Below are 26,333 nucleotides of genomic sequence, written 5' to 3'. Positions count from 1 at the left end.
TCCGTCGGGGTCCATGATGCCGTGCCCGGCGGCGTCGTTCACGCGGCCTGCGCCTCGGGCGTCCCGGCCGTGATGCCGCGCGTGGACGCGACGACGCCGCGCAGCTTCTTGGCGAGGGCCTCGTAGAACAGGCTCAGCGGGAACTCGTCGGGCAGCACGGCGTCCACGAGTTTGCGGGGCGGCAGCGTGAGGTCGAGGGCGTCGGAGCCCTTGGCCCAGGCGGAGCCGGGATGCGGCGCGAGGTAGGTGGAGACCAGCTCGTAGGCCTTGAACCAGTGGACGAGCTTGGGCCGGTCGATGCCGAGGCGGTAGAGCGTCTCGATCTCCTCGCGCAGCCGCGCCGTGACCTCGCGGGCGCGGTCCCAGTCGATGCGCAGGCGGTTGTCCGTCCAGCGCAGGGCGTCGTGCCGGTGGAGGTAGGCGAACAGGAGCTGGCCGCCGAGCCCGTCGTAGTTGCGCACGCGCGCGCCGGTGACCGGGAAGCGGAAGATCCGGTCGAGGAGGACGGCGTACTGGACGTCGCGGCCCTGCGGGCGGCCCTCGGCGGCCAGGAGTCCCGCCTCGTGGAAGGCGGTGAGGTCGCAGCGCAGCTCCTCCAGGCCGTACATCCAGAACGGCTGGCGCTGTTTGATCATGAACGGGTCGAACGGCAGGTCGCCGTGGCTGTGGGTGCGGTCGTGGATCATGTCCCACAGGACGAACGTCTCCTGGGCGCGCCGCTGGTCGGTGAGCAGGCCCTCGGCGTCCTCGGGCAGCCGCAGGCCGGTGACGTCGCGGGCGGCCCCGGCGACGCGGCGGAAGCGGGCGGCCTCGCGGTCGCAGAAGATGCCGCCCCAGGTGAACCGCTCCGGCGCCTCGCGCACGGCGATGGTCTCGGGGAACAGGACGGCCGAGTCGGTGTCGTACCCGGCGGTGAAGTCCTCGAAGGTGATGCCGAGGAACATCGGGTTGTCGTAGCGGGTGCGCTCCAGGTCGGCGAGCCAGTCGGGCCAGACGACGCGCAGGACGACGGCCTCCAGGTTGCGGTCCGGGTTGCCGTTCTGCGTGTACATGGGGAAGACGACGAGGTGGCGGCGGCCGTCGGCGCGGTGGGCGGCGGGCCGGAAGGCGAGCAGCGAGTCGAGGAAGTCGGGGACGCCGAAGCCGTCGTCGGCCCAGCGGCGCAGGTCGGCGGCGAGGGCGCGGTGGTAGTCCGCGTCGTGCGGGAGCAGCGGCGACAGCGCGCCGACGGCGTGGACGACGCGGTCGATCAGGTCCCGTGTCGCGGCGCGGGTGGGGGCGCCGTCGGCGGAGAAGTCGATGGAGCCGTCCGCGGACTGGGCGGGACGGATCGCCTCGACGGCCTGCTTCAGCGTGGTCCAGGCGGGGTGCGCCACCACGTCGTCGGCCGCCGCACCGCCGTCCCGCACGGCGCTGGACGCGAAAGTTTCCGTCATGACCCACCCTCCACAGAAGATTTTCCCGTATCACCTCACGGTATCCGGAGAAGATTCCCTGTTCAACCGGTGCCGCCGGGCGCCGGTCTACGCTGACCGCATGCCGCTGCTGAGCGTCGGACACCGGGGACTGATGGCCGTCGAGCCGGAGAACACCCTGCGCTCCTTCCGGCGGGCGGAGGCGGCGGGCGTCGGCGCGGTCGAGCTGGACGTGCACCTGAGCAAGGACGGCGCGCTGGTGGTGATGCACGACGCGACCGTGGACCGCACGACGGACGGCTCGGGGCGCATCGGCGACCTCACGCTCGCCGAGCTGCGCGCGCTCGACGCGGGCCTCGGCGAGCGCGTGCCGCTGTTCGCCGAGGCGGCGGAGGCGGTGGGGGCGCCGCTCCAGGCGGAGATCAAGGACCGGGCGGCGGCCCGTGCGCTGGTGGGCGAGATCGAGCGGCTGGGGCTGGGCGGCCGGGTCACCGTCATCTCGTTCCACGACGCGGCGCTGCGCGAGGTGCGCGGGCTGCTGCCCGACATGCCGCTCGCGCTGGTGACGGGCAGGTCCACGGACACCGCGCCCGAGCGGGCGGTGGCGCTGGGCGCCGGGATGATCTCCTGCGAGCTGGCGAGGCTCGACGCGGACGTGGTCTCCCGCGCGCACGGCGCGGGGCTGCGCGTGATCGCCTGGACGGTCAACACGGCGGACGACCTGGCGCGCGTGCGGGACCTGGGGCTGGACGGCGTGGTGACGGACACGCCGGGCGTCGTGCGGGCGGTCAGCCGAGCGGCTTGACCAGCACCTCGAACTCCAGGTCGGCGCGCAGCGGCACGCCGAAGCGCTCGTCGCCGTACGGGAAGGGGCTGGTGCGGCCGGTGCGGGCGTAGCCGCGGCGCTCGTACCAGGCGATGAGGTCGTCCCGGACGGTGATCACCGTCATCTCCATGCGCGCGGCGCCCCACTCGGCGGCGGCGCGGCGCTCGGCCTCGGCCAGGACGCTCCTGCCGATCCCCGCGCCCTGGAGCCCCGGCCGGACGGCGAACATGCCGAAGTAGGCGGCGACCGTGCCGCCCTCGTCGCGGCGCGCGATGTGGCAGCAGGCCGCGAGCCCGTCGCCGTCCTCGACGGTCAGCAGGCGGCTGCCGTCGGCGCGCAGGACGTCGCGGACGCCTTCGGGGTCGGTGCGCTGCCCGTCGAGGATGTCCGCCTCGGTGGTCCACCCGGCCCGGCTGGCCTCGCCACGGTAGGCGGACTCGACCAGTTCCACCACGGCGGGTATGTCGGACTCGGTGGCATCGCGGAACGTCAGCGGGCGCGTCGTCATACCCCCGGATGGTAGTCGCCGTGCACCACCGCGCCCCCTTGCGCTCCACCGGCCGCCGCCCCGTACCGGGCAGGTACCGGGCCTGGGCGGGGCGCGGCGGCGCGGGAGGTGGGCGATGCACGGGCCGGTGCTGGTCGGCTGGCTGCTGGTGGCGCTGTGCGGGGGGACGGGCGCGTACTGCCTGCTGCGTATGCGCGGCGCGGTGGGCGCGGTACGGCAGGCTGCGGGCGCTGAGGCGGCGATGGGGCTTCTGATGGGGGTCATGGCGCTGCCCGCGCTGCCCGCCACCGCCGCTGTGGCGCTCGCGCTGGGGGCCGTCTCCGGGGCGGTGGCGCTGTGGTCCGGGCTGCTGCTCGCGTCGGGCGTCCCGCACCGGACGCACCACGTGGTCGAGGGCCTGGCCATGGTGTACATGGCGGTGGCCATGGCGTCAGGCGGCGGGCACGGTGGGGCGCACGGGCCCGCCGGTACTCCCGTGCTGACGGGCGGGCTGCTGGCGTACTTCGTTCTGTACGCGCTGCGCTGCGGGCCGCTGCTGCTCCCCGGCGCGGCAGGCACGGACGCGGGGGCGGGCGCGGTGCGCGTCGGGAGCGGCGCACGGGGCGCGGTCGCCGCGCCCGAGGTGACGGCCGCCTGCCGACTGGCCCTGGCCGCCGGGATGGCCGTGATGCTGCTCTCGCTGTGAGGACGGCTCCGGCTTCCCGCCCGCCCCCCGCTGGCTCTAGGCTGACGGCATGGTGATCGCCATCGCGCTGTTGCTGCTCGGCGGGCTCACGGCGGCGACGGCGCCGCGCCTCCTGGCCCGCTGGTCCTGGCCCGACCGGGAGCCGGTGCTCGCACTGTGGGTGTGGCAGTGCGTCGTGGCCGCCGTGCTGATGTGCTGCGTGCTCGCGATGATCCTTTCCGGCGCGGCGGCCTGGCACGCGGTACGCGGGCAGGTCTTCGCACCGGCCCCCGCGGGCGTCATCGACGCGTACGCGCTGCACTCCGACGACAGCTGGTGGGCGGCCGTCACCGCCGTCGTGCTGGCCGCCGGGGGCGCCTGGACGGCCGTCATGCTGACCCGTGAGATCCGGCACGCCCGCCTGCGCCGCCGCAAGGCGCGCGCCGACCTGCTGGCCCGCTCCCCCCGGCTGCCCGGCGAGGAGACGGAGCCGGGCGACCGCCTCGTCGTGCTGGAGGACGACCGGCCGGGCGCCTGGCTGCTGCCCGGCACGCCGCTGCGCCTCGTGATCACCTCGGGGGCGCTGCGGCGGCTGAAGGGGCGGCAGCTCGACGCCGTCCTGGCCCACGAGCAGGGCCACGTGCGCGCCCGGCACCACTGGCTCCTCAACTGCGCCGGGGCGCTGGCGAACGGTTTTCGCCGGGTGCCGGTCTTCGCCGCGTTCGAGCAGCAGGTGCACCGGCTGGTCGAGCTGGCCGCGGACGACGTGGCGTCACGCCGCTTCGGGAGGCTGACGACGGCGCTGGCACTCGTCGAACTGAACGAGGACAGGGGCGTCTTCGCCCTGACGTCGCACCACGCGCACGTGCCGCAGCGGGTGCACCGGCTGCTGAGCCCCGCCGGGCGGCTGACGACGGCGCGCAGGGCGCGGCTGACGGCGGCGGCGACGCTGCTGCCGTTCGTGCCGCTGCTGGTGGCCTTCGCCCCGGGACTGCGGGCGCTGGGTGCCTGACGCGGCGGCGGAGGCCGTCCTCTTCGACTTCTCCGGCACGCTGATGCGCGTCGAGCCCGCCGTCTCGTGGCTCGGCGCGGCGCTCGGCCGCGTGGGCGTCACGCTGCCGGGCGCGGAGGCGGAGCGGCTGGCCGGGGCCCTGGAGGAGGCGGGCGCGCTGCCCGGCGGGCAGGCGCCGGGCGCGCTGCCGCCCGCCCTGGCGGAGCTGTGGGCGGAGCGCGACCGTGACGCGGACCGTCATCGCGCGACATACACGGCGCTGGCCCGGCGCGTGCCGCTCCCGGTGCCCGAGCTGTACGACGCGCTGTACGACCGGCACATGGAGCCGGAGGCGTGGCGGCCGTACGCGGACGCGGCGGACGTGCTGCGGGCCCTGCGGGAGCGTGGCGTACCGGTCGCGGTGGTGAGCAACATCGGCTGGGACCTGCGGCCGGTGTTCAGGGCCCACGGGCTGGACACGCTCGTGGACGCCTACGTGCTGTCGTTCGAGCACGGCGTGCAGAAGCCAGCGCCGCGCATCTTCGCCCTCGCCTGCGCCGCGCTGGGCGTGGCGCCCGGGCGGACGCTGATGGTGGGGGACGACCGGCGCGCGGACGGCGGGGCGGAGGCGCTGGGGTGTGCCGTGCGGCTGGTGGAGCATCTGCCGGTGGAGCGGCGGCCCGACGGGCTGCGGCCGGTGCTGTCGCTGGTGCGCGGCACCCGGGGCGGCGGCAGGTGAGGGGGGTGTGACGAAGACGGCGGTATCGGGCGGTCCCCCGCGCCGCCCGATACCGCACACCGGTACACCCCGCTGGTCACGCGGAGGCCCGGTTGCCCGCTGAGTATATTGACTGTGAGCCAGTCAACGGGAGTCCAGCATGTCGCCTCGACGCGCATCGGTCAATGAAGAGATGCGTCGGCGCTCACGCGAGCGGCTGCTGGGGGCGACGGTTGACCTGGTGTCCGAGCGGGGTTACGAGGCCACGACCTTGGGAGACATCGCCGAACGCGCCGGTTCGGCCCGCGGGCTCATCGCGTACTACTTCTCGGGAAAACACCAGCTGTTGCAGTCGGCCGTGCACCGGCTCATGCATCTGACGCTGGAGGACGCGCTCCGGCGCGCGCCGGAACCGTCGGGCGCCGACGCGGGGCGCGAGCTGCTGGCGCGCGCCATCGACGCCGTCCTGGGGCTGGCGCAGAGCCGCCCCGTGCTGATGCGCGCGCACATGGCGGGGCTGTTGCAGCAGACGGGCTTCATCCAGTGCGTGGAGCAGCAGCGGCTCGCGTTCCTGCTGCGCGACACGGTGGAGCGCTACGGGGCGCCCGACCCGGAGACCGACTACCGGCTGCTGCGCGCGCTGTTGATGGGCGCGGTGGTGGCGCAGCTGCTGCCGGGGGCGCCGATGCCGCTGGCCCGGCTGCGGGCCGAGCTGTTCACGCGGTACGGGCTGGAGTGGGAGATGGGGGCCCCGCCGGAGGGTGAACCGTCCGGCGGGGCCCAGGAACCGTTCGTGCTGCCTCAGCGGTAGCGGGGCTGGGACTGCACGTTCAGCTCGTCGAGCCGTACGCGCTCGGCCGGGTCGGTGCGCCGGTCGTCGATGCGCAGGACGTCGAGGCCCGCCTGGTCGTTCGAGTAGATGTGGCCGTTGTAGTAGTACGCGGACCACGAGCCGCCGAAGGACAGGACGTCCTCGGTGATCGGGCCGCGCTCGAAGAAGCCGATCTCCACGGGGCGCCGGGAGTTGGTGAAGTCCCAGACGGAGACGCCGCCCTGGTACCACGCCTGGACCATGATGTCGCGGCCCTTGACCGGGATCAGCGAGCCGTTGTGGGCGACGCAGTTCTCGGTGTCGGCCTGGTGGCGCGGGATCTTGAAGTAGCTCTGGAACTCCAGCTTCCGGTGGTCGCCGCGGCCGGTGATGTGGTAGATGCCGTCGGCGCCGAACTCGTCGCCGGTGGCCTCGTTGCACATCGCCCCGCCGCCGCCGCCGAGTTCGTCGGTGAAGACGACCTTGCGCCCGTCCTGGCTGAAGGTGGCCGAGTGCCAGAAGGCGAAGTGCTCGGCGTCCTGCACCTGGTCGATGACCTCGGGCCTGTCGGGCCGTGAGATGTCGAACAGGACGCCGTCGCCCATGCAGGCACCGGCGGCGAGGTCGAGGGCCGGGAAGGCGGTGATGTCGTGGCAGCCCGAGGTGGCGGAGCTGTTGCTGTCACCGGGGAAGCCGCCGTCGGGGAAGACGACCTCGAAGCTGGTCAGCGCCGCGCGCTCGGGGTGGCTGCGCGGGACGCGGACGACGGAGATGCCGTCGTGCGGCGGCTGGCAGTCGGGGAACGCCGCGCTGGGCGAGTACGACGAGACGTAGACCCACACGTCGCGGCGCTCGGGGACGACGGTGTGGGTGTGCGAGCCGCACGCGGTCTCGACGGAGGCGACGTACTCGGGGTTGCGCTTGTCGCTGATGTCGAAGACGCGGATGCCCTCCCAGGCGGCCGGGTCGGACGCCGGGAGCGTCGTGCTGGAGCACGAGTCGTCGCTGCGCGAGGAGTCCACCGACAGGAAGAGCAGGTCGCCGGAGACGGAGATGTCGTTCTGGGAGCCCGGGCACAGGACCTGGCTGACGATCCGCGGCGACGAGGGACGGCGGATGTCGTAGACGACGAAGCCGTCGTAGTTGCCCGCGAAGGCGTAGTGGTCCTGGAAGGCGATGTCGGAGTTGGTGCCCGTCAGGGCGGCGCTGCGGGGGATGTTGGCGAGCGGGGTGATGTTGTCGCTGTGGGCGATCTCCCCGACGCCGGGTATCTCGCCGCTCTCGATGGCGGCCTCGGTCCGTTCCCCTTCCGTACGGGCGAGTTGCTCGGTCCCCTCGGAGGAGTCCCTCGGGCCCGGCACGGCGGACGCCGGGCCGGCGAGGCAGAGCGCGGCGAGCAGGCCGGCCAGGGCCGCTGTCACGCCGAGTCGTCGGCGGGGCATGGAGCCCCTGCGCAACGTGGTCACACGTCCTCCCTGTCATCCCGCCCGGTGGCCGGGCGGAATTGATCGGATCAGATCTGGAAAGAAAAAGATCCTCCCGTACCTGCCCATCCCATGTACATATCAAAAGAGTTGCCGCGACCGGCAACACACCGTTCACAGGAGGACCGTTGAGGCCACGCAGCATCGCCAGGACCACCGCTCTCACCGTCGCCGCGCTGGCCCTCGCGCTGACCGCCGCCTGTTCCGGAGGGTCGTCGGAGGACGGGGACGGCTCGGGCGGCGCCTCGGGCGGCGACGTCTCCCAGGAGGTCATCGCCCCGGAAGGGCCGGGTGAGCCCGCGCGGACGCTCACGCCGGAGGAGGCGCAGGAGCAGGCCGCCGAGGGCACCGAGCCGAACGCGGCGGACTTCACGTTCATGCGCATGATGCCCGTCCACCACCAGCAGGCGCTGGACATGACGGCGCTGGCGGCCGAGCACGCGCAGGACGAGGCAGTGCGGCGGATCGCCGCCCGCGTCGCGGCGGCGCAGGGGCCGGAGATCGACGTCATGGACGCCTGGGTCACGCGGAACGCCGGGACGGGGGCCGACGACGGGAGCGGCGGGGACGACGGGCACGGCGGCCACGGCGCCGAGGGGCACGGGGACATGCCGGGCATGGCGAGTGAGGAGGAGCTGGCCGCGCTGGCGGCGGCGCGCGGCGCGGAGTTCGACGCGCTCTTCCTCGACCTGATGATCGCCCACCACGAGGGGGCGGTCACGATGGCGACCGAGCTGCTGACGTCGGGGAACGCCGGGGACGTCGCCCAGTTGGCGACCGACATGATGGCCGACCAGTCGGTGGAGATCGACCGGATGCGCGGCCTCGGCTGAGAAAGGAGCAGGGGCGCGGGGGCGGGCGGTCAGACAGTGGCCGCGCGCTCCCGGTCCCGTCCCCGCTCCAGGGCCGCGCCGCCGACGACGGCGTCGAGCAGGCCGGGGAAGAGCGACGCCAGCTCCGCGGCGCGCAGCTCGTTCATCTTCGCGGTGCCCCGGTAGAACTGGCGCAGCACGCCGCTCTCCCGCAGCACCCGGAAGTGGTGCGTCGCCGTGGACTTGGCGACGGGCACGGGCAGCGCCGAGCACGGCAGCGGCTCGCCAGGTCCGGCCGCCAGCTCGGCGACGATGGCCAGCCGCACCGGGTCGGCGAGCGCGTGCAGGACCTGGTCGAGCCGGATGGCGTCGCCGACCGGGTGGGCGAGATCCCGCCCGGTCGCGGGACCGGCGCCGGTGGGGGGCGTCATGGGGCCAAGTGTACGAGCCGCCGGTCGCGCGACGTGGATAGTACGATGCTTGTCGTACGAAGTCCGTCGGCCGGGCGGGGCCGTCACCGGAAGGAACCCTTCATGAGCACGCTCTTCGAGCCGCTCCCCCTGCGGTCGCTGCACATCCCGAACCGCGCCTGGATGGCCCCGATGTGCCAGTACTCGGCGGCCCCCACCGGCCCCGACACGGGCGCGGCGACCGACTGGCACCACACCCACTACACCTCGCGCGCGGTCGGCGGCACCGGCCTCGTGCTGCTGGAGGCGACCGCCGTCGCCCCCGAGGGCCGGATCAGCCCGTACGACCTGGGGCTGTGGAACGCGCGGCAGGCCGAGGCGCTGCGCCGCGTCGCGCGGTCGGTGGCGGAGCACGGCGCCGTCCCCGGGATCCAGCTGGCCCACGCCGGGCGGAAGGCGTCGAACGACCGGCCGTGGCACGGCGGCGGGCCGCTCGGCGCGGACGCGGGCGGCTGGCCGGTCGTCTCGGCGAGCCCGCTTCCGTTCGCCGAGGGCCACCCGGTGCCCGAGGAGCTGTCCACGGCGCAGATGACGCGGATCACCGAGCAGTTCGCCGACGCCGCGCGCCGCGCGCTGGACGCGGGCTTCCGGGTCGCCGAGCTGCACGGCGCGCACGGCTACCTGCTGTCGCAGTTCCTCTCCCCCGTCAGCAACCGCCGCACCGACGCCTACGGCGGCGACCACGCGGGCCGTACGCGCTTCCCCCTCGAAGTGGTGGACGCCGTCCGGGCGGTGTGGCCCGACGACCTGCCGCTGTTCTTCCGCATCTCGGCCACCGACTGGCTGGACGAGGGCGGCTGGACGCCGGACGACACGGTCCGCTTCGCGGCCGACCTGCTCGCGCACGGCGTGGACCTGCTCGACGTCTCCACCGGCGGCAACGTGGCGGGCGTCAGCATCCCGTCCACGCCCGGCTACCAGGTGCCGTTCGCCGCGCGCGTGAAGGCGGAGACCGACATGCCCGTCGCCGCCGTGGGGCTCATCACCGAGCCGGGCCAGGCCGAGAAGATCCTGGCCGCGGGGGAGGCCGACGCCGTGCTGCTCGGACGCCAGCTGCTGCGCGACCCGTACTGGCCGCTGCGCGCGGCCAGGGAGCTTGGCGCGTCGGCGGACGTGCTGCCCGTCCAGTACCGCAGGGCGGCCTGACGGGGCGTCGGGGCAGGTGCCGGGAGGACGGGACGTGCGCTGCGCCAGTAGGGTGACCGACCGTGGCTGCACGACCTTTGAACGAGATCCTTGAGCCTGGCTGGGCCACGGCTCTGACCCCGGTGGCCGACCGCATCGCCGCCATGGGGGACTTCCTGCGCGCGGAGATCGCGGCCGGGCGGACGTACCTGCCCGCCGGGGCGAACGTCCTGCGCGCCTTCCAGCAACCCTTCGACGAGGTAAGGGTCCTGATCGTCGGTCAGGACCCGTACCCGACGCCAGGGCACGCGGTGGGGCTCAGCTTCTCCGTGGCACCCGAGACGCGCCCGCTGCCCGGCTCCCTGGAGAACATCTTCCGCGAACTGCACACCGACCTCGCCCTGCCCCGCCCCTCCACGGGCGACCTCACGCCCTGGACGCAGCAGGGCGTCCTCCTGCTGAACCGCGCCCTCACCACCGCCCCGAGGCGGCCGGGCGCGCATCGCGGCAAGGGCTGGGAGGAGGTCACGGAACAGGCCATCCGGGCGCTCGCCGCGCGTGGCAAGCCGCTGGTGGCGATCCTCTGGGGCCGCGACGCACGTAACCTCCGACCCATGCTGGGCTCCGTACCGAGCGTGGAATCCGCGCACCCCTCCCCGATGTCGGCCGACCGCGGCTTCTTCGGCTCACGCCCCTTCAGCCGGGCCAACACGCTGCTGGAGGAGCAGGGCGCGGCGGCCGTGGACTGGAAGCTGCCGTGAGCCGCGTCCGCCCCGGCGCGCGGGCGTGGGTCGCGGGGGTGGACTCGGGAGGCTCGGGGCTGCGGGTGGCCCTGGCGCGCATCGGCGCCGACGGCGGGCCCGAGCCCGCCGGTGAGCCGCTGACCATGCCGCCGGTGCCTACCGGCGAGGGCGGTATCGACGCCGCGCATCTCCTGGAGTTGCTGCTCCCGGCGCTGCGCGCCCTCCTGGACGGCGCGGCGCCCGGCGGCAGGCCGCCGGTGGCCGCCGTCTGCATGGGGGCCGCCGGGATGGCGACGCTCGGCGGTCAGTTGCGCGAGCGGCTGCCGGGAGCGCTGCGCGCCGAGGCGGGCGCGGGCACGGTCGCGTTGGCCGCCGACGCCGTCACGGGCTACGCGGGGGCGCTCGGCGAACGTCCGGGCGCCGTCGTGGCGGCGGGCACCGGGCTGATCGCGCTCGGCACCGATCTGACGGCCTGGCGGCGCGCGGACGGCTGGGGCCACCTGCTCGGCGACTGCGGCGGCGGCGCCTGGATCGGGCGGGCGGGTCTCGAGGCGGCGCTGCGGGCGCACGACGGCCGCAGCGGCGGCTCGGCGGCGCTGCTGGCGCGGGCCGAGGCGCTGTTCGGCCCGGCGGCCGGACTGCCGGGGCGCCTGTACCCGCGGAGCGACCGGCCCGCCGTCCTCGCGTCCTTCGCGCCCGAGGTGGCGCGCTGCGCCGCGGCGCCGGAGCCCGATCCGGTGGCGCGCGGCATCCTGCGGGCCGCCGCGCAGGAGATCGCCGACACGGCCGCGGCCGTCTGCCCGCCGGACGAGGGCGGCGAAGTGGCGCTCACGGGCGGCCTGACCGGTCTCGGCGCGCCGCTGTCGGGGCCGCTGCGCGAGGAACTGACGCGGCGCCTGCCCCGTACGCGCGTGCGCGAGGCGGCCGGGCAACCGCTTGCCGGGGCGCTGCTGATCGCGGCCCGGCTCGCCGCCGGACGGCTCCTGCTGCCGGAGGACCCGGCACTGCTACGGGTGACCCGCGCGACGCCGTGACCTGGGGCCGCGTAAACGCGCCGCCCGTCCACCCACACCGACGCGCGGGACAAACTCGGACAGAATTCCCGCGCGTCACCCCGGAAGAACTGCCAAGCACATCAAGGCATTAACATGCGGCGACATGAGCTCCCCCTCAGTGCCGTCCCACGGCCTTCCCGTACGCATGCCGCGTCCACGTCAGTCAGGACGCCACCGCCGACCGGAGCCCGTGTCGGCGCCCGAGGACGCGCCCGCGCTGGTGCTCGCCGTGCCCGGCGGGCCGACGCCGCACGCGCGGTCGCTCGCCGACGAGGTGTTGAGCATCGCGCGGTCAGAACTGCCCGGCCTCGACGCCAGGCTCGGCTTCGCCGAGGGCAAGGACGAGGAGTTCCCCGCCCTGGCCGACGTGCTGTCCCGGGTGGCGGCCGAGCGCGGCGAGTCCGCCGAGGAGCGGTCGTCCGCGATCGTCGTGCCGCTGCTCGCGGGGCCCGACGGCGCACAGCTGCGCATCCTGCGGCAGGAGGTGCTCGGCAGCGGCTCGGGAGCGGTGCTGACCGACGTCCTGGGGCCGCATCCGCTGCTGGCGGAGGCGGTGCACGTACGGCTGTCGGAGGCGGGGCTCGCGCGGGCCGACCGGGCGCGGCTGTTCACCGTCGCCACGGCGGCGGACGGCATCGTGCTGGCGACGGCGGGCGGTGACGAGGCCGTGCAGGCGGCCGGGATCACCGGGATGCTGCTGTCCGCGCGGCTCGCGGTGCCCGTGCTGGCCGCCGCGCTGGACCAGGAGGGCGCCGTCGCGCGGACCGCGCGGGGGCTCACCGAGGCGGGCGCGCAGCAACTGGCCCTCGCCCCCTGCCTGATCGGCCCCGAGATCCCCGAAGGGCTGCTGGAGGCCGCCGCCGCCGAGGCGGGCTGCGCCACGGCGCAGCCGCTCGGCGCCTACCCGGCGATCGGCAAGCTGGTGCTGTCCACGTACATGGCCGAGGCCGGACTCACGCCGCAGAGCGCCTCGACGCGCTGATCGGGCGCCCCCGGGCGCGGCCCACCGGCCGCGCTCCGGACGGGCCGCCCCGGCGGGTCAGCCGCAGCACGCGGACGGCGCGGCGGCCCCGTCCTTCGCGAGGGTGTCGGCGTCGCCCGTGACGGTGTAGACCTCCCACGGCTCGCCGCCGGGCCCCGTCACCCACACCTTGTCCTGGAGCGCGTAGCAGCAGGAGACGGCGTTCTCCTCGGCGGTGGCCAGCCCGGCGTCGCGCAGCCGCGCGGTGGCGGCGGCGACCTCGCCGGTGGAGGCGACCTCGACACCGAGGTGGTCGAGGCCGGTCCCCTGCCCCTCCTCCCCCTCGATCAGGACGAGCTTGAGCGGCGGCTCGGCGACGGCGAAGTTGGCGTAGCCCGCACGGCGCTTGGCGGGCGGGGTGCCGAACAGCCGGGAGTAGAAGGCGATCGAGCCTTCGAGATCGGCGACGCGCAGGGCGAGCTGGATTCTGGACATGACGGTCTCCTCTTCGGACGGGTCTTGTATCGACGTCTGTCGATACAGCCGACCTTGCCCCCTGAAGAGACGGCTGTCAATATAGAGGCATGTCGAATCAGAGCCTCCCGGTGCTCGGCCAGGACACCGCCTGCTGCACGCCGATGGTCCGTCAGGCACTCGGCGAGGACGCGGCGGCGGAGCTGGCGCGGATGTTCAAGGCCCTCGCCGACCCCGTCCGGCTGCGGCTGCTGTCGCTGATCGCCTCGTACGACGGCGGCGAGGCGTGCGTCTGCGACCTGACCGGGCCGTTCGACGTCTCGCAGCCGACGATCTCGCACCACCTGAAGGTCCTGCGGGAGGCCGGTCTGGTCGGCTCGGAGCGGCGCGGCACCTGGGTCTACTACCGGGTCGTCCCCTCGGCGCTGGCACAGCTGTCCACCCTGCTGCGCACGCCGAGCGGCCGGGGCGAGGACCCGGCGTGACGGCGGCGGCCGGGCGCGCGCGGCGGGCCGCGTGCGAGGCGGTCGGCACGGGGGCACTGGTCGCGGTCGTGGTCGGCTCGGGCATCCAGGCCGCCGGGCTGACGCGGGACGCCGGTGTGCAGTTGCTGGCCGGGTCCCTGGCGACGGCGCTCGGCCTCGGCGTCCTGGTGGCGCTGCTCGGCCCGGTGTCGGGGGCGCACCTCAACCCCGTCGTGACGCTGACGCTCTGGCGGACGGGTCGCCGGGACGGGCAGGGGCCCACCGGGCGCGACGTCGCGGCGTACGTGCCCGCGCAGCTGGCCGGGGCCGTCGGCGGCACCGTGCTCGCCCTCGCGATGTTCGGCGAACCCCTGGCGCGCCTCTCGGGCCAGGACAGGTCCGCCGCGCACCTCCTGCTCGGCGAGACGGTGGCCACGGCGGGACTCGTCCTGCTCGTCCTCGGTCTCGCCCGCACCGGCCGGGCGCGGTACGCCCCGGCGGCGATCGCGTCCTACATCGGGGCGGCGTACTGGTTCACCTCGTCCACCGGCTTCGCCAACCCCGCCGTCACACTCGGCCGCGCGTTCACCGGCACGCCCACCGGCATCGCCCTGGCGTCCGTGCCGCCGTTCGTGGCAGCCCAGTTGGCCGGTGCGGCGCTCGGCGCGGCCCTGGCCGCCGTCTGCTTCGGCCGCCAAGCCCCGCGGTACGGCGGCGCGGAACTGCCGCCCGTATCCAACCGTCCCGCCGAGGAAGGCGCCCTGTCCGCATGAACAAGCCCGCCACTCCCCCCGCCGTGCTGTTCGTCTGCGTCCACAACGCCGGGCGCTCCCAGATGGCCGCCGCTTTCCTGACCGCCCTGGCCGGAGACGGGGTACGGGTGCGTTCCGCCGGTTCCGCGCCCGCCGACTCCGTCAACCCGGCCGTCGTGGAGGCCATGCGCGAGGTGGGCATCGACCTCGCGGCCGAGACGCCGAAGGTGCTGACCACGGAGGCCGTCAGGACCTCGGACGTCGTGGTGACGATGGGCTGCGGCGACACCTGCCCCGTCTTCCCCGGCAAGCGGTACGTGGACTGGGCGTTGGACGACCCGGCGGGGCGGGGCGTCGAGGCCGTGCGCCCGATCCGGGACGAGATCGAGCGGCGCGTGCGCGGGCTGCTCGCCGAACTGGGCGTCGGGCCCGCCCGCTGAGCGCACCCGTCCTGGGCACGCGGATCAGGGCCTCCACAGGGCTCAAGTCCTCACCGGAGCAACGGTGTCGGCGGCCGGACGCAGGGCCGGGACGTGACGCGCGTCCACCGGCCGTCCCGCCCTCCCGGCGCTTCCGCCGTTTCCAGTCCCCCTGTGGCGGCGACCGTGCCCGGCGCCTCCCCCGGGCGCGCGCTTCTTCCCGCGCGCCACAAGCAAATAATCGAACGGCTATCTGATCCATCACCCAATCGAGTGACAGTGAGATGAAGCGGCCCTCGTGCGCCCCTCGCATGAGTCAATTAGCGGGCAAAGTCATTCCCAGTGCGCATGGAAAGCGCTGGGGGAGTACACAATCCCAACGACCGATCAATGACGATTCGGTCAAACATATGATTGGTTGACTCCGCCTGACACCCCCCTTCACCGCTTTCGAGCGGCGGATCAGCGCGGCCGAAAACCTTTCCTATGTCGAGGCAATCGGAATTCCCTGTTGACCCCGCTCCGGTACCCGTCACCCCAGGCCCGACCGCCCGGCGCCGGAGAACGGGGCCGCTCTCCCCGGCTTTTCCCATCGCCTTCACGCGAGGTAATCGATGACGGACCGTTCACGTGTCCCCCGGCCCATACCTGGCAAGTTCGCGATCGTCGGTATCGGCTGCCGTTTCCCCGGCGGCGCCAACGACCACCGTTCCTTCTGGCGCAATCTCGTCGAGGGCAGGGACTGCCTGACCCCGACACCCCCCGACCGCTACGACGTCTCCACGCTCGGCAGCCGCGACAAGGCGAAACCGGGCCGGCTGGTCGGCGGGCGCGGCGGCTACATCGACGGGTTCGACGAGTTCGACCCCGCGTTCTTCGGCATCAGCCCCCGCGAGGCCGCCCACATGGACCCGCAGCAGCGCAAGCTGCTCGAAGTCGCCTGGGAGGCCCTGGAGGACGGCGGCCAGCGGCCCGGCGACCTCGCCGGGACCGAGGTCGGCGTCTTCGTCGGCGCGTTCACGCTGGACTGGAAGATCCTCCAGTTCTCCGACCTCAGCTTCGAGACGCTCGCCTCGCACACGGCGACCGGCACCATGATGACGATGGTGTCGAACCGCATCTCGTACTGCTTCGACTTCCGCGGCCCCAGCGTGTCCCTCGACACCGCGTGCAGCTCCTCCCTCGTCGCCGTCCACCTCGCCTGCCGCAGCCTGCGCGACGGCGAGACGGACGTGGCCCTCGCGGGCGGCACGCTGCTGCACATGACGCCGCAGTACACGATCGCCGAGACCAAGGGCGGCTTCCTCTCCCCCGAGGGCCGCTCCCGTCCGCTGGACGCCTCGGCGAACGGCTACGTGCGCGCCGAGGGCGTCGGCATGATCGCGCTCAAGCGCCTGGAGGACGCGCTGCGCGACGGCGACCCGATCCACGCGGTCGTCATCGGCAGCGGCGTCAACCAGGACGGCCGCACCGGCGGCATCACCGTGCCGAGCGCCGACGCGCAGGTCCGGCTGATCGAACGGGTCTGCGCGGAGGCGGGCATCACGCCCGGCGCGCTCCAGTACGTCGAGGCGCACAGCACCTCGACGCCGGTCGGCGACCCCATCGAGGCACGCGCGCTCGGGCGCGCCCTGGCGATCGGCCGCGAGCCAGGCAGCACGCCGCTCGTCGGCTCGGTGAAGTCGAACATCGGGCACACCGAGTCGGCGGCCGGGATCGCCGGTCTGATCAAGACCACGCTCAGCCTGCGGCACGGCGTCGTCCCGCCGCACATCAACCTGGAGACGCTGAACCCGGAGCTGGACGCGGCCGAGCTGGGCTACACCGTCCCGCGCGAGGTGACGCCGTGGCCCGCGCACGAGGGACCGGCCCGCGCGGGCGTCAACTCCTTCGGTTTCGGCGGCACCAACGCGCACGTCCTGCTGGAGGAGCCGCCCGCGCGGCCCGAGGGGCGGGACGAGGCGCCCGACCGCCCCGCGTGGTCCGTACTGCCGCTGACGGCCCGCGCGCCCGAGGCGCTGCCCGAGGTGGCCGCCGGGGTGCGCCGCGAGCTGCCCGACGTCTCCCTGGCCGACCTCGGCCACACGCTGGCGCACCGCCGCCAGCACCTGGAGTCCCGCCTGTCGGTCGTCTACACGGACCGTGAGTCGCTGGACGAGGCCCTGGCCGCCGCCGAGCGCGGCGCCGAGCACCCGCGCGTCCTGGCGGGCACGCGGCGCGAGGGGCTGCGGAAGCGGCTGGTGTGGGTCTTCACCGGCATGGGCCCCCAGTGGTCCGGCATGGGCCGGGAGCTGTACGCGCGCGAGCCCGTCTACCGCGAGGTGATCGACCGGTGCGACCGGGAGATCTCCGCGCTGACCGGGTGGTCCCTCGTCGAGGAGCTGTCGGCGGACGAGTCCGTCTCGCGGATGTCGGAGACGTGGCTCGCCCAGCCCGCGAACTTCGCGCTCCAGCTCGGGCTGGCGGCCCTGTGGCGCAGCCGGGGGATCGTCCCCGACGCGATCACCGGGCACAGCACCGGCGAGGTCGCGGCGTTCTACGAGGCGGGTGTCTACACGTTCGAGGACGCGGTGCGGATCGTCGTCCACCGCAGCCGCCTCCAGCACCGCCTGGCGGGCACGGGCACGATGCTCGCCGTCGATCTGAGCGAGGCCGAGGCGGCGCAGCGTATCCGTCCCTTCGGGGGACGGGTGTCGCTCGCGGCGGTGAACGGGCCGCGGTCGCTGACCCTGGCGGGCGAGGCGGAGGACCTGACCGCGTTGGCGGCCGAGTTGGAGGCCGAGGGCCTGTTCGCGCGGGTCCTGACCGTCGAGGTGCCCTACCACAGCGCGGCGATGGACCCGATCCGTGAGGAGCTGCTGACCTCGCTGAAGGGGCTCAAGCCGCAGGAGCCCGCCGTGCCGCTGTACCTGACGGCGCGCCGGGGCGGGATCGCGCAGGGTCCCGAGCTGGACGCCGACTACTGGTGGGAGAACGTCCGGGAGACCGTCTGGTTCAGGGCGGCCGTTGACCGGCTGGCCGACGACGGGTTCGAGCTGTTCCTGGAGATCGGGCCGCACCCGGTGCTCGGCCACTCCGTGCGCGAGTGCCTGGGGCAGCGGGAGGCCGAGGGCGTCGTGCTGCCGTCGCTGCGGCGCAAGGAGGACGAGGCCGAGCGGTTCGCGCTGTCGCTGGCCGCGCTCAACTCCCTGGGGGTCACGCCGGACTGGGGCGTGCTCCAGCCGCAGGGCCGTCCGGTGACGCTGCCGCGCTACCCGTGGCGGCGCGACCGGTACTGGACGGAGCCGCCGTCTGTCGAGCGCGTCCGGCTGGGGCGGCTGGACCATCCGCTGCTGGGCAGGCGCCTCGACGGCGCGGAGCCCGCGTGGGAGGTGTCGCTCGACCCGGAGCGGCTGCCGTACCTCACGGACCACCGGATGCAGGGCAACGTGCTGTTCCCCGCGGCCGGTTACCTGGAGATGGCGGCGCAGGCCGTCCGCGCGCTGACCGGTGACGCGGGCTCCGCCGCACTGGCCGACGTCGAGCTGCGCAAGGGCCTGTTCCTGCCGGAGGACGCGCCGAAGACCGTGCAGCTGACGTTCTCCTCGGGATCGGCGGCGTTCCGCGTCGCGACCGTGCGGGAGGCGGGGGCGGCGCTGCCCGAGCCCGCGGTGCACGCGACGGGTGTGGTGCGCGCGGGCCAGGGGCGGGGCGGCGGCGCGCCGCTGGACGCCGCGGCCGTCAGGGCGCGCTCCACGCGGCGGCTGTCCGGGCCCGAGTGCTACGCGGCGCTCGCCGGGCTCGGCTACCACTACGGGCCCGCGTTCCAGGGCATCGAGGAGGTGTGGATCGGCCCCGGCGAGGCGCTGGCGCGCATCCGTCCGCCGGAGTCCCTGGCCGGGGACGCGGCGGGCCACCACGTGCATCCCGTCCTGCTCGACTCGTGCTTCCAGGCGCTGCTGACCCCGGCGCTGCTGAAGGACGGGGGCGGGGGCGAGGAGTCGATCCGGCTGCCGCTCTCCCTGGCCGAGGTGCGGCTCGGGCCGGTCGGCGACCGCGAGATCTGGGCGCACGCCGTGGTGACCCGGGAGACCGGTGACACGCTGGTCGGCGACATCGGCCTGCACGACGCCGACGGCGCGCCGCTCGGGCGCGTCGAGGGCTTCAGGGCGGGGGACGTCGCGCAGGCGTCCACGGCCGTCGGCCTGGCGACGATCGACAGCTGGCTGACCGAGCCCGTGTGGCGCGAGATCGGGGAATCGGGCGCGGAGACGCAGGACGCGCCGGGTTCCGTGCTGGTGCTGGCGGACGCGCCCGGCGGCGTGGGTGACGCGCTGGCGGCGCTGATCGGCGCGGGCGGCGGGCGCTGCCGCCTGGTGCGCCCCGGCGCGGCGGCTGACCTGGACCTGGGCGCCGAACTCGCCGCGGAGCCCGGCGGGTTCGACGCGGTGGTGCACCTGTGGAACCTGGGGCTCGACCGGCCGGAGGCCGCGCCTGACGGCACGGAGTTCCACACCGACACGGGCGCCTGGTCCGTCGTCGCCCTGGCGCAGGCGCTGCTGGCGCGCGGCGGGCGGGAGCGGCTGCACCTGGTCACGCGCGGCACGCAGCCCGTCTCGCCCGGGGACGACGTGGCGCCGCTCGGCGCCCGCGCCTGGGGCATCGGGCGCGTGCTGTGGCAGCAGGAACTGACCGCGCAGCGCGGCAAGCTGATCGACCTCGACCCGGCCGCCGCCGACGATCCGCGCGCCGAGGCCGAGGCGCTGCTGCGGGAGATCTCCGCGCCCCTGGCGGAGGAGGAGCACGAGATCGCGCTGCGCGGGGGGCGGCGTCTGACCAGCAGACTGGTGGCGGCCGAGGGCATGACGAGACCTCTGCCGCTGCGCCTGCGGGCCGACGGCAGCTACCTCGTCACCGGCGCCTTCGGGGCGCTGGGCCGCCTGCTGTGCCGCACCCTCGTGCGGCGCGGCGCGCGGCGGCTGGTGCTCATGGGCCGCACGGCGCTGCCCGACCGGGCCACGTGGGGCGCGCACGCGGACGACGCGCGCGTCCGTTTCGTGCGGGAGCTTGAGGAGCTGGGCGCGCAGCCGGTCCTGGCGGCCGTGGACGTCACCGACGAGGCGGCGTTGCGGGCGTGGGTCGCGGCGCACCGGGCCGAGGCGGGCCCGCCGATCCGCGGGGTGTTCCACCTCGCCGGGCAGGTGCGGGACACGGTGGTGCCGCAGATGGACCGCGCGACGTTCGGCGCGGTGCACGACCCGAAGACGGTCGGCGCCTGGCTGCTGCACCGGGAGCTGCGGGACGAGCCGCTGGAGCACTTCGTGCTGTTCGCGTCCGTCGCGGCGGTGCTGACGACGGCGGGGCAGACCAACTACGCGGCGGGCAACGCGTTCCTCGACGCGCTCGCCCATCACCGCCGCGCCCGGGGCCTGCCCGCGCTCAGCCTCGACTGGGGCCCGTGGGCGACCGGCATGATCGAGGAGCTGGGCCTGATCGACCACTACCGGCTCCAGCGCGGGATGGGATCGCTGTCGCCCGAGGCGGGCATGGCGGTGCTGGAACGCGTCATCGGGCAGGACAGGGCGCAGCTGCTGGTGGCGTCCATCGTGGACTGGCCGACGTTCCTCGCCTGGTACCCGGAGGCGCCGCCGCTGACGGCGGAGCTGGCCGTGGTGGCGGAGGCGCCGGGGGCCGGGGCGGCGGACAGCTTCCTCGACACCTACCGGGCCGCGACGGAGGGCACGCGCCGGGCGCTGCTGACCGAGCGGTTCACGTCGCTGGTCGCGGCGGTGCTGCGGGTGGACGCCGAGCGGTTCGACCCGGCGGTCAGCCTCAGCCGGCTGGGCCTGGACTCGCTGCTCGCGATGGAGCTGCGGGCGCGGGTGCACACCGACCTCGGGGTGTCCCTGCCGGTGGTGACGCTGCTGAGCGGCGCGCCCGCCGACGAGCTGATCGACCGGCTCGGCGAGGGGCTGACGGCGCTGGTGGCGGCCGGTGCGGACGGGGAGGGCGCCGCGGCCGTCGAGGTCCACACGGACGAGAGCCGCTTCCCGCTGACGCAGAACCAGAAGGCCCTGTGGTTCCTGCGGCATCTGCACCCGGACGGGTACGCGTACAACATCGGCGGCGCCGTCGAGGTGCGCACGGAGCTGGAGCCCGACCTGATGGCCGAGGCGTTCCGGCGGCTGCTGGCGCGCCACCCGGTGCTGCGGGCGAACTTCGTGCTGGAGGACGGGCAGGCGGTGCAGCGCATCTCCGCCGAGGTGGACGCCGACTTCGCGGTCCTGGACGTCGAGGGCCGGGAGTGGGAGGAGATCCACGCCCTGATCATCCGGGAGTACCGCAAGCCGTACGACCTGGAGCGTGACCCGCTGGTCAGGTTCCGGCTGCTGCGGCGCGGGCCCGACCGGTGGGTGATCACCAAGGCGGTGCACCACATCGTCTCCGACGCGATCTCGACGTTCACGTTCATCGAGGAACTCCTCGCGCTGTACGAGGGGTTGCGGGCCGGTGAGGCGCCCGAGCTGCCGCCCGTCACGGCCAGGTACCTCGACTTCCTCAACTGGCAGAACCGGTTCCTGGCCGGTCCCGAGGCGCAGGGCATGCTGGAGTACTGGCGCGGGCGGCTGCCCGACGAGGTGCCGGTGCTGACGCTGCCGACCGACAAGCCGCGGCCCGCGGTGCAGACGCACAACGGCGCCTCGGAGTTCTTCACGCTCGACGGCGAGCTGAGCGGGCGGGTGCACGCGCTGGCGCGTGAGCACAACACGACCGTGTTCATGGTCCTGTTGTCGGCCTACTACCTGCTGCTGCACCGGTACTCGGGGCAGGACGACATCGTCGTGGGCAGCCCGGTGACGGGCCGCACGCAGGAGGAGTTCGCCTCCGTCTACGGCTACTTCGTCAACCCGCTGCCGCTGCGCGCCGACCTGTCGGGGAACCCGACGGTGGCCGACCTGCTGGAGCAGGTGCGCACCGTGGTGCTGGGCGGTCTCGACAACCAGGAGTACCCGTTCACGCTGCTGGTGGAGAAGCTGGGGCTCCAGCACGACCCGAGCCGGTCGGCCGTGTTCCAGGCGATGTTCATCCTGCTGCACCACAAGGTCGCCACGGAGAAGTACGGCTACCGGCTGGAGTACATCGAACTGCCCGAGGAGGAAGGTCAGTTCGACCTGACGCTGTCGGCGTACGAGGAGGCGGCCGACGGCCGGTTCCACTGCGTGTTCAAGTACAACACCGACCTGTTCGTCGCGCCGACGATGCGGCGGATGGCGGAGCACTACCGGCGGCTGCTCGACGCGCTGACGCGTGCGGACGGCGACCACGCGGTGGCCGGGCTCACGATGCTGGGCGCGGAGGAGAACGGGCGGCTGCTCACGGAGTTCAGCGGCGCCGGGCGGCCGGTGTCGGCCGACGAGCCGGTGCACCGGCTGATCGCGCGCGCCGCCGCAGAACGGCCGGACGCCGTGGCCGTCACGGTGCCCTCCCCCGGCGGGCGCGGCGTGGCGCGGCAGCTCACGTACGGCGAGCTGGACGCGCGGGCCAACGTGATGGCGCACCGGCTGCGGGAGCACGGGATCGGCGGCGGCGCGGTCGTCGCGCTGGCCCTGGAGAAGTCGCCCGAGCTGATCGTGACGCTGCTCGCGGTCCTCAAGGCGGGCGGCGCCTACCTGCCGCTCGACCCGGGCCATCCGGCGGACCGGCTGGCGTACATGGTGGAGACGGCGGGCGCGGTGCTGACCGTCGTGGACGGCCCGTACCCGGCCTGGCTGTCGGGCCCGGCGATCCCGCCCGCGCGGCTGGACACGCCGCTCACCGCCGACCCGGGCGAGCCCGGCGGGTTCCCCGGCATGGACTCCCCCGCGTACGTCATCTACACGTCGGGGTCCACGGGCAGGCCGAAGGCGGTACGCGTCGCGCACCGCAACCTGGCCTCGGTGTACGAGGGGTGGCGCAGGGAGTACCGGCTCGACACGGAGGTGCGGTGCCACGCGCAGCTGGCGGCGTTCCCGTTCGACGTGTTCACCGGTGACCTGGTGCGCGCGCTGTGCTCGGGCGGGCGTCTGGTGCTGATCGGGCGCGATCTGCTGTTCGACACGGCCCGGTTGTACGCGACGCTGCGCGACGAGCGGGTGGACTGCGGCGAGTTCGTGCCCGCCGTGGCGCGCGCGCTGATGACGCACTGCGAACAGGACGGCGTGGGCCTCGGGTTCATGCGGCTGCTGGTCGTCGGCTCCGACGCGTGGAAGGTCGCCGAGTACGAGCGGCTGCGCCGCCTGGCCGGCCCCGACACGCGCGTGGTGAACAGCTACGGGCTGACCGAGGCGACCGTGGACAGCGCCTGGTTCGAGGGCCCGGCCGACCATCTGGAGCCGAGCCGCATGGTGCCGATCGGGCGGCCGTTCCCCGGCAGTGAGCTGTACATCCTGGACGCGCACGGCGCGCCGGTCCCGCCGGGTGTCACCGGCGAGCTGTGGATCGGCGGCGCGGGCGTGGCCCTCGGGTACGCGGCCGATCCGACGCTGACGGACGAGCGGTTCGTCACCCGGGTCGTCGGGCACGGCCCCGACGCGGGGCCCGCGCGGCTGTACAGGACCGGCGACCTGGCGCACTGGGACGACGCGGGCTGCGTCCATCTCATCGGCCGCGCCGACAGCCAGGTCAAGGTGCGCGGCCACCGGATCGAGATCGGCGAGATCGAGGCCAGGCTCGCCGCCTGGCCGGGGCTCGACCAGGCCGTGGTGGCGGTGCGCGAGGACGCGGGCGGCGAACGTGCCCTGTGCGCCTACTGCGTCCCGGCCGCCGGGACCGAGCTGGACGCCCGCGCGCTGCGGCACCACCTGGAGGAGGAGCTGCCGACGTTCATGATCCCGGCGCACTTCGTCGCGCTGCCCCGGCTGCCGCTCTCGCCGAGCGGCAAGGTGGACGTCGCGGCGCTGCCCGAACCGGCGGCGGACGGTGGCGGCATCGAGTTCGAGGAGCCGGTGACGCTGTACGAGGAGCGGATGGCGGCGCACTGGTGCGCGATGCTCGGGCTGGAACGCGTGGGGCTGCGGCACGACTTCTTCACGGAGGGCGGCAGTTCGATCCGGCTGATCGAGCTGATCCACCGGCTGCGGACGGAGTTCAACGTGTCGGTGCCGGTGAGCGAGCTGTTCAAGGTGACCACGCTGCACGGCATGGCGCGCACCCTCGAACACGTCATCACCGGCCGTCTGGACGGCGCGGAGCCGTTCCTGCGCTTCCATCCCGACCGCGCGCGGCTGCTGTTCACCTTCCCCCCTGCCGGTGGGCACGGGCTGGTGTACCGGCGGTTCGCGCAGGGGCTGGTGGGCCGTCAGGTCGTCGCGTTCAACTACATCGCGGGCGAGGGGAAGGTCGCGGCGTACGCGGACCTCGTCGGGGAGTTGCAGCCCGACGGGCCGTGCGACCTGCTCGGCTACTCGCTCGGCGGCAACCTGGCGTTCGAGGTGGCCGGGGAGCTGGAGCGGCGTGGCCGCGCCGTGCGGCACCTGGTGATCCTCGACTCGTTCCGCACGCCGGAACCGTACGACCTCGGGCCGGAGCACGTGGCGGCGTTCGAGGAGGAGCTGCGGGACCATCTGCGGCGGCACACCGGCACCGACGAGCTGGCCGCCGAGACGATGGAACAGGCCCGTGACTACCTGGAGTTCTCGGCCGCGACGCCCAACACCGGCACCGTCGCGGCGGCCTTGACGGTGATCGCCGACGAGGAGAAGACCGACCTGTACGCGGACGGCCTCGAACGCGGCTGGCACGGCAGCGCCGCGGGCGGCACGACCGTGCTGCGCGGCTCGGGCACGCACGCCGAGCTGCTCGACGCCGACCACGCCGCGGCCAACGCCCGACTGACCCTGGACATCCTGACGGACGGTGCGCATGACGACTGACAGCACGAACGGCGCCGCGCGGCGCCCCCGCGAGACGATGCTCATCATCGGCGGCGGACTCGGCGGACTCTCCACCGGCTGCTACGCCAGGATGAACGGCTACCGCACCCACGTGCTGGAGATGCACGAGATCCCCGGCGGGTCCTGCACGTCCTGGGACCGGGGCGACTTCACGTTCGACTGGTGCGTGAGCTGGCTGCTCGGCAGCGGCCCCGGCAACGAGATGTACCAGATCTGGCTGGAGCTGGGCGCCCTCCAGGGCAAGGAGATGCGGCAGTTCGACGTGTTCAACGTCGTGCGCAGCCACGGCGGGCGGACGGTGTACTTCTACTCCGACCCGGACCGGCTGGAGGCCCACCTGCGGGAGATCTCGCCGGAGGACGGGCGGCGGATCAAGCAGTTCTGCGACGGTCTGCGGACCTTCAAGCGGGCGCTGGCCGTCTACCCGTTCCTGAAGCCCGTGGGGCTGATGGGGCGCCGGGAGCGGTGGCGGATGATGGCGTCGTTCACGCCCTACTTCAACACCATCCGCAAGTCCCTCACCGAGCTGATGACGGACTACTCGGCGAAGTTCCAGCACCCGCTGCTGCGCGAGGCGTTCAACTACATGCTGTACGAGCGGCACGCGGACTTCCCCGTCCTGCCGTTCTACTTCCAGCTGGCGTCGCACGCGTGCGGCTCGGCGGGCGTGCCCGAGGGCGGCTCGCTGGGCCTCGCGCGGTCGATCGAGCGGCGCTACCTGGGGCTCGGCGGGGAGATCACGTACAACGCGTTGGTCGAGCGGATCCTCGTCGAGGACGACCGCGCCGTGGGCGTACGGCTCAGCGACGGGCGGGAGTTGCGGGCCGACATCGTCGTATCGGCGGCCGACGGGCGCGCCACCGTGCTGGAGCTGCTGGAGGGCCGGTACCTCAACGACACGTACCGGCGGCTGTACACGGAGACGATCGACGAGCCGGGCATGCTGTCCCCCGGCTACGTGAGCGTCTTCCTGGGGCTGCGGCGCGCGTTCCCCGACAGCGACCCGTGCACCACGCATCTCCTGGACGAGGAGACGGCCGCGAAGATGGTCGGGATGCGGCATCCGAGCATGAACGTGCAGTTCCGCAGCATCCACTACCCGGAGCTGTCGCCGGAGGAGACGACGGTCATCTACGCGACGTACTTCTCGGAGGCGGCGCCGTGGCGTGAGCTGCGGGACGGGCCCGAGCGCGTCAGCAGGCAGCGCCGCGGCGGCACGCTGCACACGCTGCCCGTGCGGCACGGCAAGAGCTACACGCAGGCCAAGCGCCAGGTGCGCATGACCGTCGAGAAGTTCCTCGACGAGCGCTACCCGGGGATGCGGGACGCGATCGCCGTGCGGGACGTGTCCACGCCGCTCACGCAGGTGCGCTACACGGGCGTGTACAACGGCGCGTTCCCCGGGTGGCAGCCGTTCATGGAGGGCGGCGAGACCCTGGAGGTGGAGATCAAGAAGAACGGGCCGGTGCTGCCCGGCCTTTCCGACTTCTACATGTCGGGCGTGTGGGTCACGGTGGGCGGCCTGATCCGGGCCGCCGCCGCCGGACGGCAGGTCGTGCAGTTCATCTGCCGTGACGACGGGCGGGAGTTCAGGGCCGAGATCGACGAGAGCCTGCCGCCGCCCACCCAGCGCATCATCGCGGTCGGCCCCAAGGCGCCCGCCGAGGACGCCACCCGGGTGCCGGGCGGCGACCTGACTTCTGCCGGAACGACGTCGAGGAGCCGTTGAG

Annotated in this window: 20 protein-coding genes; 15 read left to right on the top strand and 5 right to left on the bottom strand. The window is 74.1% G+C overall.

What is annotated here, in order from left to right; all coding sequences use genetic code 11:
• Window positions 1-38: 38 nt before the first annotated feature.
• Window positions 39-1,436, bottom strand: coding sequence for a DUF6421 family protein (locus IF27_RS09580; RefSeq protein ID WP_052849002.1), 1,398 nt, complete (start codon window positions 1,434-1,436; stop codon window positions 39-41).
• A 100-nt stretch (window positions 1,437-1,536) separates the two neighbouring features.
• On the opposite strand from IF27_RS09580, the gene IF27_RS09575 reads away from it, so the two are divergent.
• Window positions 1,537-2,220, top strand: coding sequence for a glycerophosphodiester phosphodiesterase (locus IF27_RS09575; RefSeq protein WP_052849001.1), 684 nt, complete (start codon window positions 1,537-1,539; stop codon window positions 2,218-2,220).
• Here the strand turns inward: IF27_RS09575 and IF27_RS09570 are convergent.
• Complete coding sequence (locus tag IF27_RS09570; RefSeq protein WP_052849000.1) at window positions 2,204-2,749, bottom strand: GNAT family N-acetyltransferase; 546 nt, start codon at window positions 2,747-2,749, stop codon at window positions 2,204-2,206. The two genes, IF27_RS09575 and IF27_RS09570, sit on opposite strands and share 17 nt — an antisense overlap.
• Before the next feature lie 115 nt (window positions 2,750-2,864).
• Here IF27_RS09570 and IF27_RS09565 point away from each other — a divergent pair, with 115 nt between their 5' ends.
• The 4 genes from IF27_RS09565 (at window position 2,865) to IF27_RS09550 (ending at window position 5,933) form a co-directional block, all read left to right on the top strand.
• Window positions 2,865-3,434: a DUF5134 domain-containing protein gene (locus IF27_RS09565; protein WP_052848999.1), complete on the top strand. Its 570-nt coding sequence runs from the start codon at window positions 2,865-2,867 to the stop codon at window positions 3,432-3,434.
• Window positions 3,435-3,483: 49 nt separating this feature from the next.
• A complete protein-coding gene (locus IF27_RS09560; protein WP_052848998.1) occupies window positions 3,484-4,425 on the top strand; it encodes a M56 family metallopeptidase in 942 nt (313 codons plus the stop codon).
• Window positions 4,418-5,143 carry an HAD family hydrolase gene (locus IF27_RS09555; protein ID WP_223290979.1) on the top strand — a complete coding sequence of 242 codons (726 nt, stop codon included), beginning with the start codon at window positions 4,418-4,420 and terminating at the stop codon, window positions 5,141-5,143. Before IF27_RS09560 ends, IF27_RS09555 begins: the two co-directional genes overlap by 8 nt.
• A gap of 139 nt (window positions 5,144-5,282) precedes the next feature.
• Window positions 5,283-5,933: a TetR/AcrR family transcriptional regulator gene (locus IF27_RS09550; RefSeq protein ID WP_052848997.1), complete on the top strand. Its 651-nt coding sequence runs from the start codon at window positions 5,283-5,285 to the stop codon at window positions 5,931-5,933.
• On the opposite strand, the gene IF27_RS09545 is transcribed toward IF27_RS09550, so the two are convergent.
• Window positions 5,924-7,375, bottom strand: coding sequence for an LVIVD repeat-containing protein (locus tag IF27_RS09545; protein WP_052848996.1), 1,452 nt, complete (start codon window positions 7,373-7,375; stop codon window positions 5,924-5,926). The two genes, IF27_RS09550 and IF27_RS09545, sit on opposite strands and share 10 nt — an antisense overlap.
• Before the next feature lie 170 nt (window positions 7,376-7,545).
• On the opposite strand from IF27_RS09545, the gene IF27_RS09540 reads away from it, so the two are divergent.
• Window positions 7,546-8,250 carry a DUF305 domain-containing protein gene (locus IF27_RS09540; protein ID WP_223290978.1) on the top strand — a complete coding sequence of 235 codons (705 nt, stop codon included), beginning with the start codon at window positions 7,546-7,548 and terminating at the stop codon, window positions 8,248-8,250.
• Window positions 8,251-8,279: 29 nt separating this feature from the next.
• Here IF27_RS09540 and IF27_RS09535 read toward each other — a convergent pair whose 3' ends face one another.
• Window positions 8,280-8,660 carry an ArsR/SmtB family transcription factor gene (locus IF27_RS09535; RefSeq protein ID WP_052848995.1) on the bottom strand — a complete coding sequence of 127 codons (381 nt, stop codon included), beginning with the start codon at window positions 8,658-8,660 and terminating at the stop codon, window positions 8,280-8,282.
• A gap of 102 nt (window positions 8,661-8,762) precedes the next feature.
• Here IF27_RS09535 and IF27_RS09530 point away from each other — a divergent pair, with 102 nt between their 5' ends.
• The 4 genes from IF27_RS09530 (at window position 8,763) to IF27_RS09515 (ending at window position 12,604) form a co-directional block, all read left to right on the top strand.
• Complete coding sequence (locus tag IF27_RS09530; protein WP_052848994.1) at window positions 8,763-9,845, top strand: NADH:flavin oxidoreductase/NADH oxidase; 1,083 nt, start codon at window positions 8,763-8,765, stop codon at window positions 9,843-9,845.
• Between the two features lie 62 nt (window positions 9,846-9,907).
• Window positions 9,908-10,585, top strand: coding sequence for a uracil-DNA glycosylase (locus tag IF27_RS09525; RefSeq protein WP_052848993.1), 678 nt, complete (start codon window positions 9,908-9,910; stop codon window positions 10,583-10,585).
• Window positions 10,582-11,601, top strand: coding sequence for an N-acetylglucosamine kinase (locus tag IF27_RS09520; RefSeq protein WP_052848992.1), 1,020 nt, complete (start codon window positions 10,582-10,584; stop codon window positions 11,599-11,601). The genes IF27_RS09525 and IF27_RS09520 overlap by 4 nt, the downstream gene beginning before the upstream one ends.
• Window positions 11,602-11,725: 124 nt before the next feature.
• Window positions 11,726-12,604 carry a sirohydrochlorin chelatase gene (locus IF27_RS09515; RefSeq protein WP_190232884.1) on the top strand — a complete coding sequence of 293 codons (879 nt, stop codon included), beginning with the start codon at window positions 11,726-11,728 and terminating at the stop codon, window positions 12,602-12,604.
• Window positions 12,605-12,661: 57 nt separating this feature from the next.
• Here IF27_RS09515 and IF27_RS09510 read toward each other — a convergent pair whose 3' ends face one another.
• Window positions 12,662-13,078 carry an ArsI/CadI family heavy metal resistance metalloenzyme gene (locus tag IF27_RS09510; RefSeq protein ID WP_052848991.1) on the bottom strand — a complete coding sequence of 139 codons (417 nt, stop codon included), beginning with the start codon at window positions 13,076-13,078 and terminating at the stop codon, window positions 12,662-12,664.
• A gap of 89 nt (window positions 13,079-13,167) precedes the next feature.
• On the opposite strand from IF27_RS09510, the gene IF27_RS09505 reads away from it, so the two are divergent.
• The 5 genes from IF27_RS09505 (at window position 13,168) to IF27_RS09485 (ending at window position 26,332) form a co-directional block, all read left to right on the top strand.
• Window positions 13,168-13,542, top strand: coding sequence for an ArsR/SmtB family transcription factor (locus IF27_RS09505; protein ID WP_052848990.1), 375 nt, complete (start codon window positions 13,168-13,170; stop codon window positions 13,540-13,542).
• Window positions 13,539-14,294, top strand: a complete 756-nt coding sequence (locus IF27_RS09500) for an aquaporin (RefSeq protein ID WP_052848989.1) — start codon at window positions 13,539-13,541, stop codon at window positions 14,292-14,294. The genes IF27_RS09505 and IF27_RS09500 overlap by 4 nt, the downstream gene beginning before the upstream one ends.
• The gene (locus IF27_RS09495; protein WP_052848988.1) at window positions 14,291-14,713 is read left to right on the top strand and encodes an arsenate reductase ArsC; all 423 of its coding nucleotides are present in this window, start codon (window positions 14,291-14,293) and stop codon (window positions 14,711-14,713) included. Before IF27_RS09500 ends, IF27_RS09495 begins: the two co-directional genes overlap by 4 nt.
• Window positions 14,714-15,306: 593 nt before the next feature.
• Window positions 15,307-24,582, top strand: coding sequence for a non-ribosomal peptide synthetase/type I polyketide synthase (locus tag IF27_RS09490; RefSeq protein ID WP_052848987.1), 9,276 nt, complete (start codon window positions 15,307-15,309; stop codon window positions 24,580-24,582).
• Window positions 24,572-26,332, top strand: a complete 1,761-nt coding sequence (locus tag IF27_RS09485) for a phytoene desaturase family protein (protein WP_052848986.1) — start codon at window positions 24,572-24,574, stop codon at window positions 26,330-26,332. Before IF27_RS09490 ends, IF27_RS09485 begins: the two co-directional genes overlap by 11 nt.
• Window position 26,333 lies beyond the last annotated feature (1 nt).

The sequence above is a fragment of the Streptomyces avicenniae genome (assembly GCF_000719135.1).
GTDB classification, from domain to species: Bacteria; Actinomycetota; Actinomycetes; order Streptomycetales; family Streptomycetaceae; genus Streptomyces; species Streptomyces avicenniae.
The sequence above is the reverse complement of the archived record's forward strand: the minus strand, read 5'-3'. Positions and strand labels throughout refer to the sequence as shown.